17 protein-coding genes are annotated in these 17,538 nt (G+C 40.8%); 15 read left to right on the forward strand and 2 right to left on the reverse strand.

From position 1 onward, the window contains the following. Positions 1-10: 10 nt before the first annotated feature. Positions 11-1,240, reverse strand: a complete 1,230-nt coding sequence (locus K8L98_RS10345) for a nucleotidyltransferase (protein WP_223442041.1) — start codon at positions 1,238-1,240, stop codon at positions 11-13. Between the two features lie 229 nt (positions 1,241-1,469). Here K8L98_RS10345 and K8L98_RS10350 point away from each other — a divergent pair, with 229 nt between their 5' ends. The 4 genes from K8L98_RS10350 (at position 1,470) to K8L98_RS10365 (ending at position 3,849) form a co-directional block, all read left to right on the forward strand. Next, a complete protein-coding gene (locus K8L98_RS10350) occupies positions 1,470-1,991 on the forward strand; it encodes a YceD family protein (RefSeq protein WP_223442044.1) in 522 nt (173 codons plus the stop codon). Between the two features lie 76 nt (positions 1,992-2,067). Next, positions 2,068-2,241, forward strand: coding sequence for a 50S ribosomal protein L32 (gene rpmF / locus K8L98_RS10355; protein WP_029285043.1), 174 nt, complete (start codon positions 2,068-2,070; stop codon positions 2,239-2,241). Positions 2,242-2,371: 130 nt separating this feature from the next. Beyond that, on the forward strand, positions 2,372-3,130 hold the full coding sequence (locus K8L98_RS10360; RefSeq protein ID WP_223442047.1) for an enoyl-CoA hydratase/isomerase family protein: 759 nt from the start codon (positions 2,372-2,374) through the stop codon (positions 3,128-3,130). A gap of 107 nt (positions 3,131-3,237) precedes the next feature. Continuing rightward, positions 3,238-3,849, forward strand: coding sequence for an RsfA family transcriptional regulator (locus tag K8L98_RS10365; protein WP_223442050.1), 612 nt, complete (start codon positions 3,238-3,240; stop codon positions 3,847-3,849). A 50-nt stretch (positions 3,850-3,899) separates the two neighbouring features. On the opposite strand, the gene K8L98_RS10370 is transcribed toward K8L98_RS10365, so the two are convergent. Next, entirely contained in the window at positions 3,900-4,379 is a 480-nt protein-coding gene (locus K8L98_RS10370; protein ID WP_223442052.1) for an N-acetyltransferase, read from the reverse strand. Between the two features lie 219 nt (positions 4,380-4,598). On the opposite strand from K8L98_RS10370, the gene K8L98_RS10375 reads away from it, so the two are divergent. From K8L98_RS10375 to K8L98_RS10425, 11 genes are all read left to right on the forward strand, one after another. Beyond that, positions 4,599-5,936 carry an acetyl-CoA carboxylase biotin carboxylase subunit gene (locus K8L98_RS10375; RefSeq protein WP_223442055.1) on the forward strand — a complete coding sequence of 446 codons (1,338 nt, stop codon included), beginning with the start codon at positions 4,599-4,601 and terminating at the stop codon, positions 5,934-5,936. Between the two features lie 59 nt (positions 5,937-5,995). Continuing rightward, complete coding sequence (locus K8L98_RS10380; protein WP_223442058.1) at positions 5,996-6,211, forward strand: biotin/lipoyl-containing protein; 216 nt, start codon at positions 5,996-5,998, stop codon at positions 6,209-6,211. A 17-nt stretch (positions 6,212-6,228) separates the two neighbouring features. Beyond that, positions 6,229-7,770, forward strand: coding sequence for an acyl-CoA carboxylase subunit beta (locus tag K8L98_RS10385; protein WP_223442062.1), 1,542 nt, complete (start codon positions 6,229-6,231; stop codon positions 7,768-7,770). A 380-nt stretch (positions 7,771-8,150) separates the two neighbouring features. Then, positions 8,151-9,029 carry a 2-dehydropantoate 2-reductase gene (locus tag K8L98_RS10390; RefSeq protein WP_223442064.1) on the forward strand — a complete coding sequence of 293 codons (879 nt, stop codon included), beginning with the start codon at positions 8,151-8,153 and terminating at the stop codon, positions 9,027-9,029. Further along, positions 9,026-9,418: a DUF3397 family protein gene (locus tag K8L98_RS10395; protein ID WP_223442067.1), complete on the forward strand. Its 393-nt coding sequence runs from the start codon at positions 9,026-9,028 to the stop codon at positions 9,416-9,418. Before K8L98_RS10390 ends, K8L98_RS10395 begins: the two co-directional genes overlap by 4 nt. 87 nt (positions 9,419-9,505) lie before the next feature. Further along, positions 9,506-11,134: a bacillithiol biosynthesis cysteine-adding enzyme BshC gene (bshC, locus tag K8L98_RS10400; protein WP_223442070.1), complete on the forward strand. Its 1,629-nt coding sequence runs from the start codon at positions 9,506-9,508 to the stop codon at positions 11,132-11,134. A 123-nt stretch (positions 11,135-11,257) separates the two neighbouring features. Continuing rightward, complete coding sequence (mraZ, locus tag K8L98_RS10405) at positions 11,258-11,689, forward strand: division/cell wall cluster transcriptional repressor MraZ (RefSeq protein WP_133311264.1); 432 nt, start codon at positions 11,258-11,260, stop codon at positions 11,687-11,689. A gap of 91 nt (positions 11,690-11,780) precedes the next feature. Further along, positions 11,781-12,713 (forward strand): 16S rRNA (cytosine(1402)-N(4))-methyltransferase RsmH, encoded by a 933-nt coding sequence (gene rsmH, locus K8L98_RS10410; protein ID WP_223442072.1) that lies wholly within the window; start codon positions 11,781-11,783, stop codon positions 12,711-12,713. 34 nt (positions 12,714-12,747) lie between these two features. Further along, positions 12,748-13,113, forward strand: a complete 366-nt coding sequence (gene ftsL, locus K8L98_RS10415) for a cell division protein FtsL (RefSeq protein WP_223442074.1) — start codon at positions 12,748-12,750, stop codon at positions 13,111-13,113. Positions 13,114-13,115: 2 nt separating this feature from the next. Continuing rightward, entirely contained in the window at positions 13,116-15,329 is a 2,214-nt protein-coding gene (locus tag K8L98_RS10420; protein WP_223442076.1) for a penicillin-binding protein, read from the forward strand. Between the two features lie 165 nt (positions 15,330-15,494). Continuing rightward, on the forward strand, positions 15,495-17,435 hold the full coding sequence (locus K8L98_RS10425) for a stage V sporulation protein D (RefSeq protein WP_223442078.1): 1,941 nt from the start codon (positions 15,495-15,497) through the stop codon (positions 17,433-17,435). The last annotated feature ends 103 nt before the right edge of the window (positions 17,436-17,538 follow it).

A 17,538-nucleotide genomic window follows, 5' to 3' on the forward strand; every position in this document is an offset into this window, starting at 1 on the left:
TTGGTACGTCCTATAAAAACAGTTTTTCCTTTTCGTCATATTGAACAGGTCTTGTTGAATATTCGCTGTGCATAAACTGAGAACGAATCGGTTCAGGGAAAATCATGGCGTATACGGAAGCTGCTTTTATGTCCAGATCAAGCAGCGGGTGGCTGAATGCCGACAAAGTTGAAACAATTGGTTTATCAACCGCTTTTTTTATACGGTTTAAATATGTGCGTCCCTGCGAAGACATGCCGAGAAGTCTCAAATAAGGGGCTGCTGCTTCCTCGAGCTTCATTTGCTCTTTGGTTGTTCTGGTTAAAATATGAAGACAAAGACGCTGAAGCCTTGTCCACGTGTACCGTTTTGTTTTCAGCTGCTCCATAAAATCTTTAAATGATGAAGCCTGCTGAATGAGAGATTTAATCCTATTTTCAAGGCCTTCTTCCACTTCATAGATTTGTTTCAGTTCATCGTGCGTCATCGTGCAGATTGTATACTTCAGGAATCCAAAGTAATCCTCCCATTGATGAAAGGTGTCAAAATTATCTTTATACTGCTTGAGATGATACAAGGAGGTTTCAGGTACAAAGGATTGGATATCTTTGTTTTCTTCTGAGAAAATGGCCTTGCGTATGCTTGTTGCACTTGCGATGGGGGTTTCATTAAATTCTTCATCATGATAGCCGGCAGCTGTACGTTTAATCGTAAGGGGGGATATAGCAGCTCCCTGTTTTTGAATGGCCTTTACATATTGATACCCGAGAATATTATTCGGCAAAGATAAATCAAGCGTATGCCCGCCTGTATTCAGTGATTGATAGGCTTTTGTCTGAGCGCTTGGATAACTTATCCCTTGTTTCATATAATACTTAATAGCATCCTGATAGTCTGAATCAAGTTCTTCAAGTGTTTCAGCCGTTTCAAGAAAAGGGGAGATGTCTCCATTCTCACTGCCAAAGCAAACCGAATCGCATTTTAATGCTTCCAATATGGAAATGGCGCCTTCTGCGAAGATTTCTGCTTTTTGGGTCGCAAATGCATATGGAAGTTCAATGACAAGATCAGCTCCCTGCTGCAGGGCCATTTTAGCACGGCTCCATTTTGAGACAAGCGCAGGCTCGCCCCGCTGCAAAAAATGACCGCTCATTACGGCGATGACTGCATCAGCCTCTGCTTTTTCCTTTGAAGCCTGAAGGTGATAGCGATGGCCATTATGGAACGGATTGTATTCAACTACTAACCCAACTGATTTCAAAAACATCCCTCCCTGGTACTTTCTTTTCATTTTTTCTAATTAAATCATGAAACGTGCAGAGCATGAAGTCAAGTTTCTGTAAAAAAATATGGATGAAAGACCTTAAAAAACAGCTTGAACATTTTGCATTAAAACAATATTCATGTATACTAAACACTGTAAAGAAAAAATATTGACAAATATTATTGCGAAAGCTATAATTACCTTTGTTGCCTTGAGGTGATACCATATGAAATGGTCTATTAATCAACTGAACCAACTGCAAAACAAGGGACTGCAAATTGATGAAACCGTCCAATTAACAGATATGAAAGGCGCGCTTTCTGAAATACGTGAAATTTCACCTGTTTCAGTAAAAGGCAGAGCAGATCTGGGCTCTTCTAAAGCAACTTTTCATTTGACGCTGACTGGCACGCTGATTCTCCCTTGTGCAAGAACGCTAGTGGATGTTCCATTCCCGTTCGAAATTCATACAACGGAAACGTTTTTATTAAAACCGAATGCAGACTTCGAGATGGAGGAAGATGTCCATCACGTTCAAGAAGATATCGTTGACTTAATACCTGTTATTAAAGAAAACATACTTTTGGAAGTACCAATGCAGGTTTTTAGCGATTCTGTTGAAGAAAATGATCAGGCTGCCCCGCAAGAGGGAAAAGATTGGAAAGTTATCTCTGAAGAAGATAACAAAAACAAGATTGACCCGAGACTTGCCGGCTTATCGAAATTCTTCGATGATCAAGACAGCTAATGCTATTGTTTAGCACTTATATATAGGCTGTTTTAAACACAAAGTTTTAATGAAACTCTGTAAGGAGGTGGGAATAATGGCTGTACCTTTTAGAAGAACTTCTAAAACAAGAAAAAGACTACGTCGTACACACTTCAAATTGCAAGTGCCTGGTATGGTAGCATGCCCAAACTGTGGTGAAGTTAAATTAGCTCACCGTGTATGTAAAGAATGTGGAACATACAAAGGAAAAGAAGTTGTTAGCAAATAATAACTTCATTAAAAACGCAAGGATCTCTGATCCTTGCGTTTTTTTTATGAAATATAAAGATGTTCTAGTGCTTGGCCGGTCCTTTCTATAAAATAAAAGATATTCATCTTGTTCTATTAGGGGGATAAAAGTGGGGAAAGTATTAGCAAGCGAGAGAAACGGGATATTAGAGATCAAAATTAACCGTCCGGAACGACGAAATGCAATTGATTATGATGTGATGAACGAATTAGAAGCGATTCTTGGAGTGGCAGAAGACAATGAAAGACTGATTGCGGCAACGATAACCGGAAGCGGCAGAAAGGCGTTTTGTTCAGGCGGTGATCTTTCTGTTTTCGGAAATATCACGACTGCTGAAGAAGCGCTGCATATGCTTTCGAAAATGGGGGATCTATTATACAGAATCATGACTCTTCCTGTACCGACATTCGCTTTGATTAATGGTACGGCTGTAGGAGGAGGGATGGAAATAGCAGCTTCTGCTGATTTCAGATTAGTGAATGAAGAGGCTTCGCTTGGGTTTATTCAGGGAAATCAAGCGATTACAACTGGGTGGGGCGGAAGCACAATGCTATTTGAAAAAATGCAGCATGATTCAGCCCTGTACATGCTCACAAGCGGACAAATAATTAATGCAGAAAAGGCAAAAGAACTCGGATTCGCTTCGAACGTTTTTCATTCTGAAACATTTGAAGCAGATGCTTTGGATTTTATAAGAAAGTCTCTTATTCCTTATCCTGATGTGATACGAGGGTATAAAAGAGTTCAGATTAATAAATGGGTCCGTTCCGGCCTGAAAGAACGAATGCAGGAAGAAATTGCAAAGTGTGCAGAGCTATGGACAGGTGAAGACCATCTTTGTGCTGTAAGGCAATTCTTCCAAAAATAGACAGTAAAAAACAGCTTGTAACCCTGGGATTTCTGTCACGTTCGATAGTCTATCTATTCTAGCAGGCGCATATGTATGTAAAAAATGCGTATTAGGGGGATTAGAAAATGACTACTACACGTCAGGATGCTTGGACTCAGGATGAGGATTTGATGCTCGCTGAAATTGTTCTCAGGCAGATCCGGGAAGGCGGAACACAGCTTGCTGCATTCGAAGAAGTAGGGAAAAAGTTATCAAGAACGGCTGCTGCATGCGGTTTTCGATGGAATTCCTATGTAAGAAAACAATACAAATCAGCGATTGAAATGGCAAAAGCACAGCGAAAAAAAATCCGCAAACAAGAAACTGAAGAATCAGCTGAACCTTCTCAGCCCTCTTTTGAAAACGAATCACAGCCTGAAGCAGGCGTACCCCTGACTTTTCATGAAGTGATTTCATTTTTGAAAAACTATGAAAATTCTGGAAGTGCTGCAGACTTAAAAAGTGAAAATGAAAGCCTCATTAAAAAAATAATTAATCTGGAGCAGCAAATCGAAAAGCTCCAAGCTGAAAAAGAAACCATCCACAGCAATTTGAAGATTGTAGAGGAAGATTATATGATGCTGATTGAAATGATGGAACGCGCAAGAAATATGGCTGTTCTGAGAGACGATGAGCGCAGCCGCAAGGTTAAGTTTCAAGTAGACCGAAATGGGAATCTGGAAAGAGCTGAAAAATAAAAGAATGACCGCAGATGCGGTCATTCTTTTATTTTATTGAAAGGATATTTTTACGCAGATTCGCCTTTTTGTTCGGAAACGCCTTCAGGATACCAGACAAGAGGATTTTCTCCCTTATCCCGCTCCATGTCATAAGTGACGGACTCAAAACCCATTCTCGACCAGAATTCACCTGACTTTATTCTTGGATTGGTTTTGATTGGAACACCGTAAGACTTCGCGTATTCAACAAGTGCCGTACCATAGCCTTTTCGTTTATAATCAGGAAGCACTTCAAGCTTCCATAATTCCAGGTAATCCTGTTTTGGATCAAAATATTCGTCGAACTTTTTATCGACCCGGTACAGACTCATACGGGCAACTAATTTATCGCCGAAGTAAATGCCGTAGAATGGCGAATTACTATCATTTTCTATGATGTTATCCTGAAGATCATCAAGCATGGACAGCTCCTGCAGTCCGTATTCTTTAAATTTTTTGAATTCCTCTAATGTCTTATAATTAATAAGCAATTTTTCTACCTTAAACATTGTTTCTCCCCCTTGCAGCCTCTGATCGTTGTATATCATACAGGTTTAAGATAAGAATACAAAATCTTAATAAAATTTTAAAACTTACATTTATTATACCACGAAGAAAAGATTAGAAAAGAGTTTAGTGAGCGTTTTCATTTTTAAAGAAGGAAATTTAAAGTTTATGAAGAAATGTACTCTGTGGGGATATTCTTTTACACCTTGGGAGGGAAGAAATTGAAGAAGATTTTAATTGCAAACCGGGGAGAAATTGCGCTTCGGATTATCAAAACATGCAAAAAAATGGGGATTGAAACAGTCGTCATTTTTTCTGATGCTGATGCTGATTTGCCATTTGTTAAAGAAGCAGACTATGCCTTTAGAATAGGTGAAGCTGCTGTCTCGAAATCCTATTTATTAAAGGATGAAATTTTAAATATTGCTGTCCGGGAACAAGTGGATGGCATCCACCCAGGATATGGATTCTTATCTGAAAATACGGAGTTTGCTCAGGCAGCGGAAGAAAAGGGTATCAAGTTTATTGGTCCGAGTTCCGAAACAATGGCTTTAATGGGAGATAAAGTAGCAGCAAGAAAAACGATGAAGGAAGCTTTCGTACCTGTTGTGCCCGGCAGTGTTACGGGCTTATCTACGATCGAAGAAGCCTGTTCGTTTGCAGCAGAAATCGGCTACCCGGTTATGCTTAAAGCAAGCGGAGGCGGAGGCGGGATCGGCATGCAGCGGTGCGACAATGAAGCGGCCCTTATGAAATGTTTTGCCTCTACAAAAACAAGAGCAAAAGCATACTTCGGAAACGATGAAGTTTTTATAGAAAAATTTATTGCTGATGCAAGGCACATTGAAATTCAATTATTTGGAGATCATCATGGAAATGTTGTTCACATGTTCGAGCGTGACTGCTCTGTTCAGCGCAGAAACCAAAAAGTGGTTGAAGAATCTCCTTCTCCGCACTTATCCGGGGAGACAAGGGCTAAGATGTGTGAAGCAGCTGTTGCGGCAGCAAAGCATGTAGGATACATAAACGCAGGAACGATTGAGTTTATTGTTGATGATAAAGAAAACTTTTATTTTCTTGAAATGAATACTAGGCTGCAAGTAGAACACAGGGTGACAGAAGGTGTCACAGGACTTGATCTTGTTGAACTTCAAATTCGGACTGCAGCAGGAGCTGAGCTTCCTTTTTCTCAAGATGAAATTTCGAAAAAAGGACATTCTATTCAATTTAGACTATATGCCGAGGATCCTGTGAAGTTCATTCCGTCACCCGGATTAATTAAAGCGTTTACATTTAATGAGACAGATGGGGTTATTATGGATTGTGCCTATGCAGAAGGGAACACGGTTACACCCTATTATGACCCGCTCGTGGCAAAAATCATTGTAAATGGCGAAAGCCGCGAAGAAACCATTGAAAAAGCACGGACCTTTTTAAATGAAATGAAAATCGAAGGAATTAAAACGAACCTTCCATTATTCATCAATATTTTGTCGAATGAACAATTTAATCAGGGAAGATACAGCACATCTTTTCTGCAAACAGCGGTTTTCGCTTAATTTAGAGCCAGTAAAATAATGAGTTTGTTTCACCACACCAAGAATGGAGGATTTATAACATGATCGAAATAAAAGCAAGTATGGCAGGAACAGTATTAAATGTATTAGTGGCAGCAGGGGACGAAGTAACGGCTGGACAAGATGTGATCATGCTCGAATCAATGAAAATGGAAATACCTTTAGACAGCCCTGAGAACGGCGTTGTGGAGGTAGTTAAAGCTGAATCCGGCGATTTCGTTAATGAAGGCGATGTATTAATCATTTTAAAAGCTTAAAAAAGGAGGTATTTCCAATGTTGAAAACGGATGAGCTGGTCAAAATCCTGAAAGAAAAAACAGCAGAAATTGAAGCTGGCGGTCAGCCTAAATATCACGAAAAGCTTCAGCAGCAGGGTAAATTGTTTGTAAGAGAAAGACTTAACCGTCTATTTGATAATGGACAATACACAGAGGATGGGAAGTTCGCCAATAACCAGGCAGGCGATCTTCCATCTGACGGCGTAGTTACTGCAATCGGAAAAATAAATAACCAAACCGTTTGCGTAATGGCAAATGATTCTACAATTAAAGCGGGCTCATGGGGAGCAAGAACGGTTGAAAAAATCATCCGCATCCAAGAGACTGCTGAAAAATTGAAAGTCCCATTGCTTTATCTGGTGGACTCAGCCGGAGCGAGAATAACGGACCAGATTGATATGTTCCCAAATCGCCGCGGCGCAGGGAGAATCTTTTATAACCAGGTTAAATTGTCAGGCATGATTCCGCAAATCTGTCTTCTGTTTGGTCCTTCAGCAGCAGGCGGAGCATATATCCCGGCTTTTTGTGACATTGTTATAATGGTCGAAGGGAACGCCTCCATGTATTTGGGATCACCCCGCATGGCAGAGAAAGTCATTGGCGAAAAAGTTTCGCTTGAAGAAATGGGCGGAGCCAGAATGCACTGCTCTGTAAGCGGCTGCGGAGATGTCCTTGTAAAGACAGAAGATGAAGCCATATTAGAGGCGAGACGATACTTAACTTATTTTCCGCAAAATTATCAGCATGCCCCAATGCCTGCAGAACCAGCTGCTCCGAAGCAGGGCAGAAGGCTGTCTGAAATTGTTCCGGAAAATCAGAATGCGCCATTTGATATGTATGAGTGCATCGACTCTCTCATAGACGCGGGAAGCTTCTTTGAAATCAAACGCTTATTCGCACCTGAAATTATCACAGGTTTTGCCCGGATGAACGGGAAGGCTGTTGCAGTCATTGCAAATCAGCCGCGAGTGAAAGGCGGCGTTTTATTTGTAGATTCAGCTGACAAAGCAGCGAAGTTTATGCAGCTTGCGGATGCGTTTCATATCCCGTTATTATTCCTTGCGGATGTGCCGGGCTTCATGATTGGCACTAAGGTAGAAAGAGCGGGAATTATCCGTCATGGCGCTAAGATGATCGCTGCCATGAGCTCCGCTACGGTTCCAAAAATCTCCGTTATCGTGAGAAAAGCATATGGTGCAGGACTATATGCCATGGCAGGACCGGCTTTTGAAACGGATTGCGTCATTGCTCTTCCTACAGCTCAAATAGCTGTTATGGGTCCCGAAGCTGCTGTTAATGCGATTTATTCAAATAAAATCAATGAAATCGAAGATCCGAAGGAGAGAATGAAATTCGTCCTTCAAAAACAGCAGGAGTATAAAGAAAACATTGATATTTATAAGCTTGCATCTGAAATGATTGTAGACGACATTGTTTCTGCAGATGAGCTTAGAGAAGAACTAATTTCCCGCTTCTCTTTATATGAAACAAAACAGCTTTCATTCAGCGAACGGAAGCATCCGGTTTATCCGGTATAATTCAGCAAATAAAGCCAGCTTTTAAAGAGCTGGCTTTTCTTATTGAGAAAATGAAAAAACCAGGCTGCTCCTAGAGTTCCCAAAAGCTTTCAGCGAAGTACTAAAACTCTTCAGGTGGGCTAAAACATATTTGGTTCGCCAACCAATATCTCAGCAATCCCAGCCGAAGCGTACCCTTAACCAAGATATGGCAAAATCCACGACCCAATATCGGAAAATGGTGCCTTAAAAATCACAAAAAGTGAAATCCGTGCAGCCATTCAATCAGAATGTAAGCATATATCACGGGCGGCTTTTTTATTCCAGCTTTATTAAATATGGGAAATACTACATATATTTGGTATGATAATAGAATTAAGGGAAAACGGTGGGATTAGCTTATGAAGATTGGAATTATCGGTTCAGGAGCAGTAGGCTTACTAAGTGCCGCATATTTAAGCAAGAACCATGAAGTAACGCTTTATACAAGGCGCAAAGAGCAGGCAGAGCTTATCAATGCTGGAGGAATAAGTTTAGTCAAAGGCAATCAAGAGAGCATATCTTTACATCTTAGAGCTGAAGATAAACCAGCTTATACAGAACCGCTTTTAATTGTAACAGTCAAACAATATCAGCTGGAGGACATTTTGAATGCCTTGAAAAAAAGTCCGCCTAAAACGGTTCTTTTTCTGCAAAATGGCATGTCTCATATCCCTTTGCTTCAAACCCTTTCAGCACATCGGGTATTTGTGGGCATTGTGGAGCATGGTGCATTAAAACTGAGTGACAACACCGTTAAGCATACAGGGTTCGGATGCATTAAGGTCAGCCCGTTGTTTCCGGGTGAAAGATTAAATGAGCTGCCTGTCCTGAAGATGCAAATGGATCATTTTCCATTTGAATATATAGGAGACTGGAAGTATATGATGTCGCAGAAACTGCTTGTGAATGCTTGCATTAATCCCCTGACTGCTTTATTGCGGGTTCCTAATGGCGAGCTTGCCTCAAATCCCATGTTTAACAAAATGGCAGAGAGTGTATTTCATGAGGCAATGAAAGTATTGTCTCTTGAGAAAGGACAAGAAGAATGGGAGCATGTTATGGCCATATGCAGGAACACGGCTCAAAATCGTTCATCTATGCTAAAAGACATAGAAGAAGGCAGAATGACAGAAATTGATGGAATCATTGGCTACTTAATCAATCAGGCAAAAACAGAGAAGCTTGAAGTTCCTGTTCTTCATTTCTTATATCAAGCCATTAGGGGAATGGAAGGATGATTGTGATCGATTTTATTGTCAGCATTTTTGCTTTTGCAGTTTCACTTCCGCTGTTAAGTTTTTTTCTTCTTTTTCTGTTATTGCTTGTAATGACAAACAGCAAAAAAAGAGCCTTGCTGCTTGCAGCAGACATTGCTGTGGTTTTATTAATATTCTCAATTTATTTCAAACTGCTAATATTATCGCAAACTGCTTTTTACAGCGGGTTATTTTTCGTCTGCCTCTTCATCGTGTTTACAGGTCTGCTTATCCTGATCCGATCGCAATCGTCCATTACATTATCAATTGCATTTAAAAAATGCTGGCGGTTCTCTTTTTTGCTTTTGCTGCCGATCTCGACGTTTCTTACTATATATGGAATCATTTCCGGAATCCTTGAATATCTGTAAGATTGCAGGCAAACTTTTTTTATTTTCGCATCAATAAATGCTATACTCTTCTCGGAAGCTTACATAACCCGGAAAGGAAGTACATAAATGGAGATTACTGAACTCTCCCTTCGCCACACGAACCGCCTTGTGGAAGATTTGGTTCATGCAAGGCTAAATACGGTGGACTACTTTGATTATCAGATTACAAATGATGATGTCTATGAAAAGAGAATGAACGATTTAAAAAATAGAACGTTTGCGCGGGAAGAATTATCTGATTATCTTTTATCCTATCATCAGAAACACTTTCCTGAAAATCACACAGTGACCAATAACATTAAACGGCTAAAACAGCCTGACAGCCTTGTTATAGTGGGCGGACAGCAGGCAGGTTTACTGACAGGCCCACTCTATACAATACATAAGATTATTTCCATTCTCGTGCTTTCAAAGCAGCAGGAAGAAAAGCTTTCTGTTCCTGTTATCCCGATTTTCTGGGTTGCAGGCGAGGACCATGATTTTGCTGAAATTAATCATTTGTTAGTATCGCAAAATCAAGTCATAAAAAAGAAAGCGATCAAGCATACGCAATCTGAGAAAGTTCCTGTTTTTTATAAAGAGCTGGATCAGACAGAATGCTGGAATTGGATTTGCTCTATTTTTGAAACGTACGGTGAAACAGATTATACAAACACGCTGATGGAAAGCCTCAAACAAACATTAAGTACATCAAAAACCTATACTCAATTTTTTGAAAAGCTGACATATGAAATGTTTTCTGGGTACGGACTTGTCATCATGAACTCCTCTGACCCTGACTTAAGGAAGATGGAATCTGTATTTTTTCAGCAGTTTATCAGAAAAAATGAAGAAATCTCAGAGGCGCTTCTTGCACAGCAGGAGTTTATGAGATCAGTTGGCTATCAGCCGATCATTGAAACAGAAGTGACAAGTGCAAATCTTTTTTATCATCATGAAAATAATGAACGTTCTTTGCTTCATCGTGCAAAAGATAAAACATATTCAGTAGAAGAAAATTTAACTTTTACTGAAGAGGAGATGAGGCACTTTGCCGAACAAACTCCTGAAAGGCTGAGCAACAATGTTGTAACAAGGCCGCTAATGCAGGAGTGTATTCTGCCGACTCTGGCGTTTATTGCCGGTCCTGGGGAGCTTGCTTATTGGGCGGAATTGAAAAGAGTCTTTCAGGTTTTAGATTTTGAAATGCCTCCTGTCGTACCTAGACTGAATATCACATTATTGGAAAGATCCATTGAAACAGATATGCAGGATGTAGAGATCGAGATTGAAGATGTCTTTACAAGAGGTGTGGAACAAGCACGGAAAGAGTGGGTATCAAAAAAAGAACCTTCTCAAATGTCGCCTAAAATTGAGGAGACAAAAAAGCAATTCGAACAGATTCACCGTGAACTGCGGGAGTCAGCTCTCTCATTTGACAAAAGTTTAGAGCCATTTTTAATGAAAAATGCGTATTTTATTCAGGCTCAGCTGGATTTATTGGAATCTCACATCGACAAGAAGATTCAACAAAAACATCGGGTGGAAATGGATAAATTCTCAAGAATCGGGAAATCTCTCAAGCCAAATGACGGTTTTCAGGAGAGAACGTGGAATATTTACTACTATCTGAATAAATATGGTCCAAATTTTTTAGACGAAATCGTGCAGCTTCGCTATTCTTTTAACAATCATCATAAAATTGTCAAAATATAAATAACGATTTTCTGAAATCCTGTGGAATACAGGGTTTTTTTTTATGAAAAGAACGTGTAGAATAGGAGGTGGGGAGAAGTGGGGGGAAGTGGTGACTGAGAGAAAGAAAGTGGGGCGACGGACATGTTCATGGGTGAATATCATCATACGATTGATGCAAAAGGCCGCATGATCGTTCCTGCCAAGTTCCGGGAAGAGCTCGGAGAAACTTTCGTCATCACAAGAGGACTTGATCAATGTTTGTTCGGTTATCCAATGAGCGAGTGGAAATTGATCGAAGATAAGCTTAAAGCTCTCCCGTTAACAAAAAAAGACGCACGTGCATTCACTCGGTTTTTCTTTTCTGGGGCTGTTGAATGCGAGCTCGACAAGCAAGGCCGCATTAATTTAGCTGCACCGCTTTTGCAATATGCAAAGCTTGAAAAAGAATGTGTTGTTATTGGAGTATCAAATCGGATCGAGTTATGGGATAAAGCAATTTGGGATACATATGTGACTGAACAAGAAGATTCATTTGCCGAAATTGCTGAAAATATGATTGGTTTTGATATATAATGGTCTCTTGTGCAAACAATGAGTAATAAGACATTCCAACATCATATTTAAACATCCAAAACAATCGACTCTGATAAAGGTGGTAACAGCAATGTTTCAACATAAAACAGTATTATTGCATGAAACGGTAGACGGATTAAACATTAAAGAAGACGGTGTATATGTAGACTGCACTTTAGGGGGAGCAGGGCACAGCTCTTATCTGCTGTCCAAGCTGTCTAAAGATGGCCACCTCTTCGCTTTTGATCAGGATGATGCAGCCCTCACGCATGCAAAAGAACTGCTTGCAGACTATGCGGGACAGGTTACATTTATAAAAAGCAATTTCAGATATTTGAAAGAAGAACTGGAAGAATTAGGTGTTACTGAGGTTGACGGCATTTTGTTTGACCTTGGCGTATCATCGCCGCAATTAGATACACCTGAGAGAGGCTTCAGCTATCATCACGATGCACCTCTTGATATGAGAATGGATCAGCATGCCAGCATATCCGCTTTTGATGTAGTGAATCACTGGACATATGAAGAACTGGTCAAAATTTTCTTCCGTTACGGAGAAGAAAAATTCTCAAAGCAGGTAGCGAGAAAAATAGAAGCAGCTAGAGAAAAACAGCCGATCCAAACTACAGGAGAGCTCGTGGAATTAATTAAAGATGCGATTCCTGCTCCAGCAAGAAGAAAAGGCGGGCACCCAGCCAAACGGATTTTTCAGGCGATCCGAATTGCGGTAAATGATGAACTGAAAGTATTTGAAGAAGCAATTGGACAAGCTGTCGATCTAATCAAACCCGGCGGAAGAGTCAGCGTCATAACGTTCCATTCATTAGAGGACAGAATCTGCAAGACAGCTTTTAAGCAAGCCGCTGCATTACCTGAACTGCCTCCAAACTTGCCGGTTATACCGGATGAATTTAAACCGAAAGTGAAACTGATCACAAGAAAACCGATCGTGCCATCAGACGAAGAGCTAGAAGAAAACAATCGCGCAAGATCAGCTAAACTTAGAATCCTAGAAAAACTATAAAGAAAGCCCAAAAAAATCAGAGGGGGTTGTGTTCATGAGTAATTTAGCAGTGAAATTACAGCAGCAGAGGCAAGAGCAGCATAAACAAATGCCCGAGCAGCAGCAAACGGTCGTTATTACAAGAAGACCAACCATAACAGTAGGGGAAAAAGTGCTTATCGTCGCTTTTTTATCTGTCCTCTTATTTGCAGCCGTCCAAATCGTATCGAACAGCGTAACCGTTTATCAGTCGAATATTGAGATTCAGAAGATTGAGGCGAAAATACAGGATCAGCAAAGAATTAATTCTGACTTAACTGTTCAAGTAAAAGAATTAAGCACATACGAACGCATCTGGGCAAAAGCTAAAGAGCTTGGATTAACACTTAACCATAATAACGTGAAAGTTGTTAATGAATAAACATGACACAGCCAAAAAATATCAATATGAACAGAGGAGCAGCAATATTAACTTTAATATTTGCATTGCTCTTTTTTGTCTTAATCATCAGATTCCTGTATTTACAGACAACAGGTGAAGTTAACGGGGAAATCCTTGCGGCCCGCGCTCAAGAGCAATATGAACGTAAGCGCGGCATTGAGGCGAATCGAGGCTCTATTTTGGACAGAAGAGGAGAAGTGATTGCCCAAGATACGTCAACGTATACTTTGGTTGCGGTTCTTGATGACAGCATGACGACAAGCCCCAAAAAACCAAAGCATGTAATTGAACCGGAAGAAACAGCTGAAAAACTTGCTCCATTGCTTGATATGGAAGAGAGTGAAGTCAGCGACATATTATCGAAGGATGCTTTTCAGGTGGAATTTGGTTCTGCCGGAAGAAACATTAGCCATTCATTAAAAGTGAAGATTGAGAAAATGAATCTTCCGGGTATCGGATTTATCAGAGACACCCACCGGTATTACCCAAATGGCACATTCGCCTCACATATAATCGGGTATGCCCAAAGAGACGAAGAATCGAATAAAACGGTAGGCATGTTTGGAATTGAGAAAAGTCTTGATAAATATCTTCAAGAAAAAGATGGCTACAAAGTATATGAGGGAGATAAACAAGGGTTTAAGCTCCCGAATGGAGAAGAAAAAATAGTAGCACCTGATAACGGTGATAAAGTATATCTGACGCTTGACCAAAAGGTTCAAACATTCCTTGAAGATGCAATGAATGAAGCGGCAGAAGAATATGAACCTGAGAAGATTATCGGAATTGTGGCAGATCCTAAGACAGGGAAGATTCTTGCAATGGGACAGCGCCCAAGCTTTGATCCGAATGTCCGCGATATCAACAATTATTACAATGATGCCGTTGCCTATCCATTTGAGCCAGGCTCGACGATGAAAATTTTCACGCTTGCAGCTGCCATTGAAGAAGGCGTATTTAACCGCAATGAGTTGTATCAGTCAGGTGCATATAATGTGGAAGGCGGAAGAATTCGCGATCATAATAAAACAGGCTGGGGAACGATTTCCTTCTTAGAAGGTGTGCAGCGTTCATCAAATGTAGCGATGGCCATCCTTGCGAAGGAAAAGCTTGGCCCAGATCGATTCATGCAGTATATGAACAAGTTCGGATTAAATGAAAAGACCGGAATTGATCTGCCAAACGAAGCGAATGGAAAGTTTAATTATAAGTATGATATTGAAAAAGTTACGACTGCATTTGGCCAAGGTTCAACTGTGACGCCGATTCAGCAGGTTCAGGCAGCCACTGCAATCGCAAACGGCGGAAAAATGATGAAGCCTTATATTATCGATAAAATTGTTGATGTTGATCATGACAAAGTGGTGAAACAAAATAAGCCTGAAGTTGCAGGCACACCTATTTCTGAAAAAACGTCAAAAGAAGTGCTGGACATTTTAGAAACAGTTGTCAGTTCGGAAAAAGGCACCGGCAGACCATATCAGATTGAAGGGTATGAAGTTGCCGGAAAGACAGGAACGGCACAAATAGCAGGAAGTGACGGGAAATATTTAACCGGCCGGGATAACTACATTTTTTCATTCTTAGGAATGGCGCCGAAAGAAGATCCAGAACTGCTTGTTTATATAGCTGTCCAGCAGCCTGAGCTGAAAGACACAGAAACAGGCTCCATGCCTGTATCATCCATTTTTAATACCGTAATGAAAAACAGCTTGCAGTATTTGAAAATCCAGCCTTCTGAGGAAGCTCTGGAACAGCCTAAGAAAACAGAAACTGAAATTGGCGCAGAAGTGCCGTCCTTTATCGGTGAAGATTCAGCATCAGCAGAAAAACTGCTGAAATCAAATAATGTTCAGCCGCTTATTCTTGGATCTGGAAATGAAATTGTTGCTCAATATCCAGAAGCAGGCACAAACATGATTGTCAATGAACGTGTGTTTTTGCAGACAGATGGCAAAGTCACGATGCCAGACATTAAAGGCTGGTCATCCCGGGATGTCATGAAGCTCGCTAATTTCCTTGACCTTGACCTTAAGATAAAAGGAAACGGCTATGTTGTTTCTCAAAATTTATCGGAAAATGAGACTGTAAAAGAGAATGATCAATTAATTGTAAAGCTTGAAAGTCCCAAACAGCCAAGCAGCGGAGAAAATGAACAGGCTGAAGATGCAGAAGCAGAAGATGAAACTGAGTAGAATAACAAGCTTGGTCAACATCGTTGATCAAGCTTGTTTTTTTAGTCATTAGCATGTATGCAAAGTTTCACAGTTTTGACCAATATCTCCTTATCCCTAAAAGTTCTAGATGATGCTGTACAAGCATATATTTGAACGAGCCTGGATAAGGAGGGGTATAATTCTATGCGCGTTTCAAATGTGACTGTCAGAAAGCGTCTGACAATGGTGCTGCTGTTTGGATTTTTGATTTTTCTTATTATCGATATCCGTCTTGGATACGTTCAGTTTTTCATAGGGGATAAATTAACTGCTCTTGCTAAGGATTCATGGAGCAGAAACATTCCTTTTGAGCCTGAACGGGGCGAGATTCTTGACCGCAACGGCGTCAAGCTTGCAACGAATATGAGTGCCCCGTCGGTCCTTGTTGTGCCGAGGCAGGTGGAAAACCCGGCAGATACGGCTGAAAAGCTTGCTTCTGTTTTAAATATGTCAAAAGAGCGCGCTTATGAACTTATTACAAAGAAGCAGTCAATTCAGCGCATCAATCCTGAAGGAAGAAAGATTTCTCATGAAAAAGCAAAAGAGCTTCGCGCCCTAGGGCTTAAAGGAGTATACATAGCGGAAGATTCTAAGCGGCATTATCCGTTTGGAAGTTATCTCTCACATGTGCTTGGTTTTGCGGGAATCGATAATCAGGGACTGCTTGGGCTTGAATCCTACTACGATGAACAGCTGAAAGGCACAAAAGGATATGTGAAATTCTACTCCGATGCAAAAGGGAAAAGAATGCCAGAAGAAGCGGATGAATATACAGCTCCAATAGACGGTTTAAATCTTAAATTAACCATTGATTCAAAAGTTCAAACCATTGTAGAACGGGAGCTGGATAACGCTCAGGCAGCCTACAACCCGGACGGAATGATTGCCATTGCCATGAATCCCAAAAACGGAGAAATTCTTGCCATGTCAAGCAGACCTGATTTTGATCCGGCTGATTTCAGAAATGTTGATCCTCTGATCTACAATCGGAATCTTCCTGTATGGAGCTCTTACGAACCAGGATCAACCTTTAAGATTATTACATTGGCTGCCGCCCTTGAAGAGAACAAAGTAAATCTGCAAAAAGAACACTTTCATGACGGCGGATCTGTGGAGGTTGGCGGAGCAAGACTTAAATGCTGGAAAAGAGGCGGCCATGGCAGCCAGACATTTCTTGAAGTTGTTCAAAACTCCTGTAACCCGGGATTTGTAGAATTAGGGCAAAGGCTCGGCACAAATACGCTGTTTAAATATATTCAGAACTTTGGTTTCGGCCAAAAAACAGGGATCGATCTGCAGGGAGAAGGAAGAGGGATTCTCTTCAATGTTAAAAATGTAGGTCCTGTTGAGCAGGCGACAACAGCATTTGGTCAAGGTGTTTCTGTAACACCGATTCAGCAGGTAGCAGCTGTTTCAGCGGCGGTTAACGGCGGAACGCTCTATACTCCTTTTATTGCAAAGGAATGGATTGACCCAATCACTGGTGACGTTGTCAGTCAGACGGCTCCTGAAGCTAAGCGCCGTGTGATTTCAGAAGAAACATCAAAACAGATAAGGTATGCTTTAGAAAGTGTAGTGGCACAAGGAACAGGAAGAAATGCGTTTGTTGACGGCTACCGTGTCGGCGGCAAAACAGGAACTGCCCAAAAAGTAAAAGATGGAGTTTACTTAAAGAATAACTATATTGTGTCGTTTATTGGCTTTGCTCCAGCTGATGATCCTGAAATTGTTGTTTATGTTGCAGTTGATAATCCCAAAGGCACGGTTCAGTTCGGGGGAACGGTAGCTGCGCCAATTGTAGGGAACATCATGGAAGATAGTTTAAGAGAGCTTGGTGTGAAACCGAGAAAAGATCAAATCGAAAAAGAATATACATGGCTAGACACAAAACTTGTAAGTGTCCCGAATGTTGTAGGGCTGACTACAACGGAATTGAGAGAGCAGATGGTAAACCTTAAGCTTGATATTGCCGGTTCCGGCGACACAGTTGTTCAGCAGTCACCAGCAGCCGGAGTGAAACTGAAGGAAGGATCAACCCTCCGACTGTATTTAGGAAAAAGCGACAATAAAACAGAAGACGAGTAACTAACTCTCTTTTATACACAAAAAAGCCGGCAATCACAACACGTGTTTGCCTCGCTTTTATTTTATGGCAGGAAAAAGAGAAGCTTTGTACTTTCGTTATCTT

Source organism: Metabacillus dongyingensis, from assembly GCF_019933155.2.
Taxonomy (GTDB): domain Bacteria; phylum Bacillota; class Bacilli; order Bacillales; family Bacillaceae; genus Bacillus_P; species Bacillus_P dongyingensis.